Here is a 9,989-nt window from a genome sequence, read left to right as displayed (position 1 = left end):
GGTTATTGGATGAATGCATCTGCGGCGGTTTAAAAGAAATGAAATGCATTGGACTGAAAAAGAGTTCATAATACAATATTTATTCCCTATTCATCGTAACATCTAACATCCTTGGAGGTACAAAATTGAAAGAAGAACCATTAAAGCATTTAATAACCATTGATCGAGAGGAATTTCAGAAAGATTTAATTTCCTGGTTTTCAAAAGAGCAGCGTGATCTGCCATGGAGAAATGACCGGGATCCTTACAAAGTGTGGGTGTCGGAAATCATGCTTCAGCAGACCAGAGTCGATACAGTCATTCCTTATTTTACCCGTTTCCTTGAAAAGTTTCCTACTATAGATGCTCTTGCCTTGGCAGATGAGGATGAAGTATTGAAGGCGTGGGAAGGACTCGGATATTATTCAAGGGTCAGAAATCTCCAATCGGCTGTGAGGGAAGTTCATGAAAAATATGAGGGAATCGTACCTGATTCACCCAAAGAGATTTCATCATTGAAAGGTGTCGGACCTTATACTGCGGGTGCAATTCTTAGTATTGCATATGGAAAACCGGAACCTGCTGTAGACGGAAACGTCATGAGGGTATTCTCAAGAATCCTCTCCATTTGGCTGGATATAGCGAAGCCTTCTTCACGAAAAGTGTTTGAAGAAGCCGTTAGGGTCCTTATTTCAAAAGAAAATCCATCTTATTTCAATCAGGCACTAATGGAACTGGGGGCATTGATATGTACGCCAACCTCACCATCCTGCCTTCTTTGTCCTGTACGCGATCACTGTCAAGCTTTCAATGAAGGTTTGCAGACTGAACTTCCTGTCAAATCTAAAAAGAAGGCAGCACGTAAGCTGAATATGGCTGCAGCCGTTCTTTTTACAGAAGATAATCGGGTCGTGATTCATAAACGCCCGGGCACAGGTCTGCTTGCAAACCTGTGGGAATTCCCCAACTTTGAAGTGAGCACCACAAGAAGCGGGAGAAAGCAGCTTGGAGAACGATTAGAAGAAGATTATAGGGTAGATGCTTCCCTAAAAGCGGGAGTCATCACCAAAATTCAACATGTATTCTCACATATCATCTGGGATATAGAAGTATATGCCGGCAGTGTGGAAAGATCCACATTAAAAGAAACTGATCTGGTTGCAGTAACGCTTGAAGAAATGGAAAAGTTTGCATTCCCGGTTTCGCACCAGAAGATTTGGAAAGAAACCAATGCAGCCTTAAAGACCGGCAGATAACATACTGAATTAAAGAGGCCCGTCCCCCGTTGATTTACACACCGGGGGACGGGCCTTGAAAGATGAATAATTCAATCGTAAACAGGCTTGGTGCCGTGTGTATAATCGGCTTCCCCGCGGTTCAGTCCACCACGTTTTTCGATTTCTTCTACGATTTCACGATGAATGGATTGTCCTTCGGCATTTAAATAGGGTACTATTTGTTGTAGTGAATGATGGAAGTAAGCAAGCTCGCTTTTCTTCCATTCACCTTTAGGGAGCATGGACAGCTCCGTCATATCACGACCCACATACATTCGATCAGACCTCCAGTTATTTAGAATATCTACTTTAGTTTTTAGTAAATGGCGGCTGATTATGCTTTAGAAAAAGAATTGCTTATTATGGTAAATGAAATTGAAAGGATGATTGAAATGAGTGGAAAAGTAGCATTAGTAACAGGAAGCAGCCGTGGACTTGGAAGAGAGATCGCCATTCAATTGGCACAACAAGGATATGATATCGTCGTGAACTATGCACGCAGCAAAAAAGGGGCACTGGAAACGGCAGAACAAGTGGAAAAATTAGGGCGCAAAGCTTTTGTCGTTCGAGCAAATGTAGGTGATGTGGATAAAATCAAAGCGATGTTCGAACAGATAAAAGATGAATTCGGACGTCTTGATGTCCTGGTCAGCAACGCTGCTTCAGGAGTACTTCGTCCTGTCATGGAACTGGAAGAGTCACACTGGGATTGGACGATGAACATCAATAGTAAAGCTTTATTGTTCTGTGCACAGGAAGCAGCAAAACTGATGGATAATGGCGGGAGAATCGTGAGCATCAGCTCGCTCGGATCGATTCGATATCTTGATAATTACACGACAGTCGGTGTATCAAAAGCAGCGGTGGAGGCGTTGACTCGTTACCTTGCCGTGGAGCTTGCATCAAAGAATATCATTGTTAATGCTGTTTCAGGGGGAGCTATTGATACGGATGCACTTAAGCATTTCCCGAATCGTGAAGAATTATTGGAGGATGCACGCAAAAATACTCCGGCAGGGCGCATGGTAGAAATCGAAGATCTTGTGAAATCGGTTTTATTCCTTGTTTCTGACGATTCATCGATGATCAGAGGGCAGACGATCATTGTAGACGGAGGACGTTCACTGCTCGTTTAATGTTTATATGTGGAATTTTTTTCCTAGATTTTTTTGGATAGTCTTCTCCCCGCCTGGTTATCTTAATTAGCGTGGAGGTGATTACAATGGCAAAACAAACAAACAAAACTCAAGCTGGTACAAACGTTCAACACGTTAAACAACAAAACCAACAAGCTGCAGGAGCTCAGCAACAATTCGGTACTGAGTTCGCTTCAGAAACAAACGCTCAAGAAGTGCGTCAACAAAACGCTCAATCTCAAGCTAAAAAATCCCAAAACTCTGGTCAACAACGCTAATCTCTCAGATCAGAACGAAGCACCCGCTTTTTAAGCGGGTGCTTTTTCACGTTAGAGCATGGAGGGACGTTCCTTTAGCAAAATTAAAGGGCCGTCCCTCCATGCTTCTGTCGACAAAAGTGGTGTCATTGTGACAGATGTTGTCAAAGGTTATTAGAGGGGAAAGGAGAATGTTTAGAAGAGCTGGTTTAGAAGGGACGGTTGACTTGATGCGGCAAAAATTCAATGAATTGGTAACGAAACAGCTGGCGACTATGGATAAACTGCTGAATCTTCAGGCAGAGATTGAGTGCTGTCAAAAGCTTGAAGAAGAACTTGTAAAATCACAGCAAATCACCAAGGTCCAGTCATTGGAGAATGAAATCATTCAAAAGAAAAAAGACCTAAGAGAGATACAGAGAATCTTCCAGGAACAGACAGAGGATGTTATCCGTTCCTATCAGAAAGAATACAATGAAGTTACATCTTAGTTTGAAAATTCTTTGGAGAAATGTCCGATCCATGTTGAAAAAAGTGGAAATATCTTTTGGAAAGCATCTAAGTAATTCAGATCACAAGAAACTTTTAAATTGAAAGCAATCTTAATTTACAGGGCCATCTTTAAAGGAGAATTTCTTTAAAGACAGCCCTTTTGTTTTAAATTTACGAGGGAAACGTTATAATAATAGAATAAACACTTATATATACATGGAATTTGTTAGGAAAGAAGGGGATACAATGGCTGTTCCCACTGAAGGGCGATCTGTACAAATACATAGTTATAAGCATGATGGCAATATCCACCGGATATGGAATGAGACGACTGTCCTCAAAGGGACAAGTAATATCATCATCGGTGGAAACGACCGGACACTCGTAACGGAATCCGACGGCAGAACATGGATGACGCGTGAACCGGCAATCTGTTATTTTCATTCTGAACTATGGTTTAACATTATTTGTATGATCCGTGAGGACGGGATTTATTATTATTGTAATTTAAGTTCACCATTCGTATACGATCATGAAGCAATCAAGTACATCGATTATGACTTGGACATCAAAGTGTTTCCTGATATGACGTATACCTTACTAGATGAGGATGAATACGAAGCTCATCGGAAATTGTACGGTTACCCGGATGTGATCGATCACATCCTGAAGAGGAATGTTGAAAAGCTTGTAAGGTGGATTCGACAAAGGAAAGGCCCATTTGCACCTGACTTTATTGATATCTGGTATGAACGCTACTTGACTCATAGGGGGTAACCAACCTGAACAAATGTATAGTCGATGAAGGGCTGACCCAGTAAGGAGCCTCCTTTTCTCTCCCTGCACAGGCAATTGGAGAAAGGGAATACCGCGCTCCTGTTGGGTCATCCCTTTTTATTCGGTGTTTTAAACTCAACAAGTTTCAAATAGGAAAGGAGCAGTATTTTGGATAGTATCAAACGCTACCTGCAATTTGTTAAGCCTTATCGCTGGCAGATTATAGGTACACTCTTCATAGGGATTATAAAGTTTGCCATTCCTCTGTTGATCCCGATTCTAATTAAATATGTCATCGATGATATCGTCGGGAATGGAAGCTTGACAACAGATGAAAAAACAAGTCATTTACTCACGATCATGGGAGTCATGCTCGTCTTGTTTCTCATCATCAGGCCGCCCGTTGAGTATTACAGGCAATATTTTGCACAATGGACAGGAAATAAGATCCTGTTTGATTTAAGGGACAACCTTTTTTCACATATACAAAAATTAAGCTTTAAATATTATTCAAATACCCGTGCAGGTGAAGTCATATCGAGGGTTATCAATGATGTCGAGCAGACGAAGAACTTTGTTATCACGGGACTCATGAATCTATGGCTGGATGCAGCCACCATCATCATTGCCCTTGCCATTATGTTCACAATGGATGTGACACTGACACTGGTTTCACTGATTGCTTTTCCTTTCTATGCTTTTTCAGTAAGGTATTTCTTTGGAAGGCTTCGCGGTTTGACGAGAGAGCGTTCCCAGGCTCTTGCGGAGGTACAGAGTCATCTGCATGAAAGAGTCCAGGGAATGTCAGTCATTAAGAGCTTTGCAGTAGAGGACTATGAACAGAAGCAGTTTGAAGGTCAGAACAGTAATTTCTTAACCAAGGCTTTAAAGCAGACCAGCTGGAATGCAAAAGCCTTTGCGGTAGTGAATACCATTACGGATATCTCTCCACTGATCATCATCGGATACGCAGGTCTCCAAGTCATTGAAGGGGATCTTACCATTGGGACAATGGCGGCTTTCATCGCCTATATCGACCGCCTTTACAATCCACTGAGAAGGCTGGTGAACTCATCGACTACCCTGACACAATCAATTGCCTCTATGGACAGGGTCTTTGAATTCATGGATGAGAAGTATGATATCGATGACGCGCCAGATGCAGTACCCTGCCGAAATGTAAAAGGCGATATCCAGTTCAAGAATGTTTCATTTCAGTATGATCCAAAGGAAGAAGAGGTATTGAGAAATCTCAATTTAAACATTCGGTCAGGGGAAACCGTTGCTCTTGTCGGAATGAGCGGTGGTGGAAAGTCTTCCCTTGTCAGCTTGATTCCACGCTTCTACGATGTAACCAAGGGAGAAATCCAATTAGACGGCACAGATATCAGACGATTCGAAGTCAGGTCTCTCAGGGATAAAATCGGAATGGTCCTGCAGGATAATATTCTTTTCAGTGAATCAGTGAAGATGAATATTAAATTCGGTAACCCGGAAGCAAGTGATGAAGATGTCATCAAGGCGGCCAAAGCAGCAAATGCCCATGATTTTATCTTGAAGCTTCCTCAAGGTTACGATACCCGAGTGGGAGAAAGAGGAGTCAAGCTCTCTGGCGGACAGAAGCAAAGAGTGGCAATCGCCAGGGTTTTCTTGAAAAACCCTCCCATTCTTATTCTCGATGAAGCTACTTCTGCCCTTGATCTTGAGAGTGAGCACCTGATTCAGGAAGCACTGGAAATACTGGCGAAAGACCGGACTACATTTATTGTAGCCCACCGGCTGTCCACCATCACCCATGCCGACCGCATTATCCATATGGAGTACGGGGAAGTGACCGAAATGGGGACCCACCATGAATTGATGGAAAAACAAGGACATTATTATAAGCTCTTCCAGGTCCAGCAATTGGATCAATAACCTGATCATGACATTTTACCGTAATAAAACATGGGTAAAATGTCATGATTTTTTTATATGAAAGAAGACCTATTTATCCATTAAATGAGTCTTGCTTAGGTCTGAATAACCTGATAATAGCAAGAATGAAACGTATTATTGGACATATATTGAAATGAAATGGGAAACGGAGACGATAAATCTCTTAAATAGAAAGTTCTGAAAATAGATTGCAACATTTGTAACATCTTGTATAATAGGAAACATATTAAATTTAGAAAATAATCATAATTTAGAAAAGAGAGAATTGTTTTAAGGGGAGGATTTGAATGAGTCAAGCACGTCCTTTACTAACCGTAGAAGATCTTAGGACCTCCTTTTTTACCGATGACGGAGAAGTCCCTGCAGTCGATGGAGTTAGTTTTCACGTGAATGAGGGAGAAATACTGGGGGTTGTTGGTGAAAGCGGATGCGGTAAAAGTGTAACATCCCTTTCCATAATGGGCCTTGTACCCAGCCCGCCGGGAAAAATCACGGGAGGTAAGATCCTATATAAGGATGAAGACCTGACGAAAGCATCCGAAAAGAGGATGAGAGATATCCGGGGAAATGATATTGCTATGATCTTCCAGGAACCGATGACCTCGTTAAACCCGGTCTTTACGATAGGAGATCAATTAACCGAAGCGATTCGCATACATACTAAAGCGTCGAAGAAACAAGCGAGAGCCAAAGCAGTAGAGATTATGAAAATGGTAGGTCTTCCACGGTCTGATGAGCTGATTAATGAGTATCCTCATCAATTATCCGGAGGGATGAGGCAGAGGGTCATGATTGCAATGGCCATGGTCTGCGATCCCCAAGTGCTGATTGCCGATGAACCTACTACAGCACTGGACGTAACGATTCAGGCTCAGATCTTAAAGCTGATGAAAAAGCTGAACAAGGAATTGAATACAGCGGTGCTGCTGATTACCCACGATTTAGGTGTAGTGGCTGAAACGTGTGAAAGAATTGTTGTTATGTATTCAGGTAAAGTCGTCGAGGAAGGCACAGTGGAGGAGATCTTCAAAAATCCACAGCATCCATATACAAAAGGACTCATCCAGTCCGTGCCTGATATGCGTGTTAAGCAGCAGAGGCTCCACTCGATTCAAGGGAGTGTCCCAAAGCCCGGGTCGATCAGCAGAGGATGCCGCTTCGCCGCTCGCTGCGAGTTTGCGTTTGACCGCTGCTTAGTAGAAACACCGGAATTATATGAAACGACACCAGGACATTGCACACGGTGCTTCCTGTTCGATGAAACTGAGGAGGGAGTTTATGACGGAACCATTGCTGAAGGTTGAAAATCTTAAGAAACATTTCCCGATAACAGGAGGAATTCTTGGACGGCCTGTAAGTTCGGTAAAAGCGGTAGATGGAGTCTCATTTACAGTTAATAAAGGTGAAACGTTGGGGATAGTCGGTGAAAGCGGTTGCGGCAAGTCGACCACCGGCCGGATGCTGATGAGACTGATCGATCCTTCAGAGGGCAGAGTAACCTTTGAAGACCGTGAGCTTACGAGTCTATCAAACTCTGAAATGAGAAAGATACGAAGGGAAATCCAAATGGTCTTTCAAGATCCTTATGCTTCCCTGAATCCAAGGCATACCGTTGAAAAGATATTGGAAGAGCCTTTGAAAGTACATGGAATGGGCTCGGCAAAGGAACGCAAAAAGAGAGTGCATGAACTGCTGAATATAGTGGGTTTGAGCAGCTATCACGCAAAGCGCTATCCGCACCAATTCAGCGGCGGGCAAAGACAGCGTATCGGGATTGCACGTGCACTCATGACGAAACCGAAACTGATCATAGCAGATGAACCCGTTTCTGCATTGGACGTATCGATTCAGTCCCAAGTATTAAATCTGATGCAGGATCTGCAAAAAGAGTTCGAACTCACCTATATCTTCATTGCACATGATTTGGGTGTAGTCAGGCATATAAGCGACAGAGTCGGAGTTATGTATTTAGGGAAAATGGTGGAGCTCAGTGATAGCGAGAAGTTATATGACAAACCATTGCACCCTTATACACAGGCACTTCTCTCCGCGGTTCCGATCCCGGATCCGGACTTTAAGAGAGAGACGATCCTGCTGCAGGGAGATATCCCGAGCCCTTCCAATCCGCCAAGCGGATGCACATTCCATACCCGGTGCCCCCACGCATCGGAAGTTTGTAAGCAGAAGGTGCCGGAATTCAAGGAACACCAACCAGGGCATTATGTAGCTTGCCACCTTTATTAGGCGGCATGTCTCATAAGTATATAAACAATTTCAGGAGGGGATTTCATTGAGGAAAAAAGGCTGGTCAATTTTAATGCTTTTAATCTTGGTCCTGTCGTCCGTTTTATACGGGTGCGGAGGCTCAGAGGAGTCATCAGGCGGTGACAGTGACAGTAAAGACAGCGGAGATCCTAAAGTGCTGATCTTTGGACGCGGGGGAGACTCAGTTGCACTTGACCCGGCGACCGTAACAGATGGTGAATCATTTAAAGTAACGAAGAATATTTTCGAAACGTTAGTGAAATTTGGTGAACAGGATACTGAACCAAATCCTGGTCTTGCAGAAGAATGGAAGGTCTCCGAAGATGGATTGACTTATACGTTCACACTTCGTGAAGGGGTTAAATTCCAAGACGGGTCCGACTTTAATGCGGATGCAGTTGTAAAGAACTTTGATCGCTGGATGAACGGCGATGCAGACAAATTCCCTTATTACAGCTCTATGTTTGGCGGGTTTAAGGGAGACGAAGGCCACGTAATCAAAGAAGTAAAGGCTGTGGATGAAAAAACGGTTGAATTCGTATTAAAACGTCCGCAGGCACCATTCTTGAAAAATATCGCAATGAGTCCATTCGCAATCGTGAGCCCTAAAGCAATCGATGAATTTGGAGACAAACTGGGTGAAACACCTACAGACGCAGGTACTGGTCCTTTCAAATTTGTAGAATGGAAGCGTAATGACAAAATCGTTCTTGAAAAGAATGAAGACTATTGGAACAAAGATCTTCCTAAGCTTGACCAAGTTGTATTCAAATCAATTCCTGAAAACTCCGCTCGTTTGAACGCGCTGATTTCAGGGGAAATTGATCTTGCTGATGGTGTAAATCCAAGTGATGCATCTCAAGTTGAAAGCAATGACCAATTACAAATATTCGAACGTCCATCAATGAACGTTGGTTACCTTGGTTTAACTTCAACTCGTGAGCCATTCGATGACCCTAAAGTACGTCAGGCCATCAACTATGCAATCAATAAGCAGGAGATCGTTGATGCATTCTTCGAAGGAAGAGCAGAAATCGCGAAGAACCCAATGCCTCCGGTAATCGCTGGATATAATGATGAAATTGAAGGGTACGAGTACAATCCTGAGAAAGCAAAAGAACTTCTTGCTGAGGCAGGGTTGAAAGATGGATTTGAAATGGAGTTATGGGCAATGCCTGTACCTCGTCCATATATGCCTGATGGTCAAAAAGTAGCGGAAGCGATCCAAGCCGACTTGGCTGAAGTGGGTGTGAAAGCCAATATCGTATCATACGAGTGGGCTACTTATCTTGATAAAGCAAGTAAAGGTGAAGCTGACGCATTCTTACTAGGCTGGACCGGTGACAATGGTGATGCTGATAACTTCCTATATGTATTACTTGATGAAGATAATATCGGAAGCAACAACTACTCTTACTACAAGAACGATGATCTTCACAAAATCCTGATCGATGCACAGACAGAAGTGGACCAGGCAAAACGTGAAGAGCTATACAAACAAGCCCAGGAAATCATTCACGAAGATGCTCCTTGGGTACCGTTAGCTCACTCTACGCCGCTATTGGCAGGAAGTGCAGCAGTGAAAAACTTCAAACCGCATCCAACTGGATCCGACTGGTTAGGTGCAGTGGATATCGAACAATAATCAGTATCGAACGGGGGAGATATCTTAGTATTCTCCCCCGTTTATACATAGTATAGCTGAGCATGCCGAGTTTAATAGCAACGATCTTCAAAGTATCATAGAATCTCCATTCAGAGAGGTGAACAAAATGTTTCAATACACCATACGAAGATTACTTCAATTAATTCCTGTATTACTGGGGATGACTTTGATCGTATTTTTCATTATCCGTGCCATACCGGGA

The 9,989-nt window shown here is 43.0% G+C and carries 10 protein-coding genes; 9 read left to right on the top strand and 1 reads right to left on the bottom strand.

Annotated features, from left to right (window positions below):
* Positions 1-125: 125 nt before the first annotated feature.
* A complete protein-coding gene (mutY, locus tag HP456_RS15100) occupies positions 126-1,235 on the top strand; it encodes an A/G-specific adenine glycosylase (RefSeq protein WP_172252531.1) in 1,110 nt (369 codons plus the stop codon).
* Between the two features lie 71 nt (positions 1,236-1,306).
* On the opposite strand, the gene yfhS is transcribed toward mutY, so the two are convergent.
* Complete coding sequence (gene yfhS / locus HP456_RS15095) at positions 1,307-1,531, bottom strand: mother cell protein YfhS (RefSeq protein WP_172252529.1); 225 nt, start codon at positions 1,529-1,531, stop codon at positions 1,307-1,309.
* A 117-nt stretch (positions 1,532-1,648) separates the two neighbouring features.
* Between yfhS and fabL the strand changes: the two genes are divergently transcribed.
* From fabL to HP456_RS15055, 8 genes are all read left to right on the top strand, one after another.
* Complete coding sequence (gene fabL, locus HP456_RS15090) at positions 1,649-2,392, top strand: enoyl-[acyl-carrier-protein] reductase FabL (RefSeq protein ID WP_172252527.1); 744 nt, start codon at positions 1,649-1,651, stop codon at positions 2,390-2,392.
* 86 nt (positions 2,393-2,478) lie between these two features.
* A complete protein-coding gene (locus HP456_RS15085; RefSeq protein WP_172252525.1) occupies positions 2,479-2,670 on the top strand; it encodes a gamma-type small acid-soluble spore protein in 192 nt (63 codons plus the stop codon).
* Between the two features lie 170 nt (positions 2,671-2,840).
* The gene (locus tag HP456_RS15080; RefSeq protein ID WP_246289090.1) at positions 2,841-3,140 is read left to right on the top strand and encodes a YgaB family protein; all 300 of its coding nucleotides are present in this window, start codon (positions 2,841-2,843) and stop codon (positions 3,138-3,140) included.
* A gap of 247 nt (positions 3,141-3,387) precedes the next feature.
* A complete protein-coding gene (ntdP, locus tag HP456_RS15075) occupies positions 3,388-3,918 on the top strand; it encodes a nucleoside tri-diphosphate phosphatase (protein WP_172252523.1) in 531 nt (176 codons plus the stop codon).
* Positions 3,919-4,086: 168 nt separating this feature from the next.
* A complete protein-coding gene (locus HP456_RS15070; protein WP_172252521.1) occupies positions 4,087-5,835 on the top strand; it encodes an ABC transporter ATP-binding protein in 1,749 nt (582 codons plus the stop codon).
* 308 nt (positions 5,836-6,143) lie between these two features.
* Positions 6,144-7,160 (top strand): ABC transporter ATP-binding protein, encoded by a 1,017-nt coding sequence (locus tag HP456_RS15065; protein WP_172252519.1) that lies wholly within the window; start codon positions 6,144-6,146, stop codon positions 7,158-7,160.
* Positions 7,135-8,100, top strand: a complete 966-nt coding sequence (locus HP456_RS15060) for an ABC transporter ATP-binding protein (RefSeq protein ID WP_172252517.1) — start codon at positions 7,135-7,137, stop codon at positions 8,098-8,100. Before HP456_RS15065 ends, HP456_RS15060 begins: the two co-directional genes overlap by 26 nt.
* A gap of 73 nt (positions 8,101-8,173) precedes the next feature.
* Positions 8,174-9,766, top strand: a complete 1,593-nt coding sequence (locus tag HP456_RS15055; protein ID WP_172252533.1) for an ABC transporter substrate-binding protein — start codon at positions 8,174-8,176, stop codon at positions 9,764-9,766.
* Positions 9,767-9,989: the final 223 nt, after the last annotated feature.

The sequence above is a fragment of the Bacillus haikouensis genome, assembly GCF_013179555.1.
Classification (GTDB): Bacteria; Bacillota; Bacilli; order Bacillales; family Bacillaceae_B; genus Rossellomorea; species Rossellomorea haikouensis_A.
Note: the sequence above shows the minus strand (reverse complement) of the source record. Positions and strands in the feature narration are given on the sequence as shown.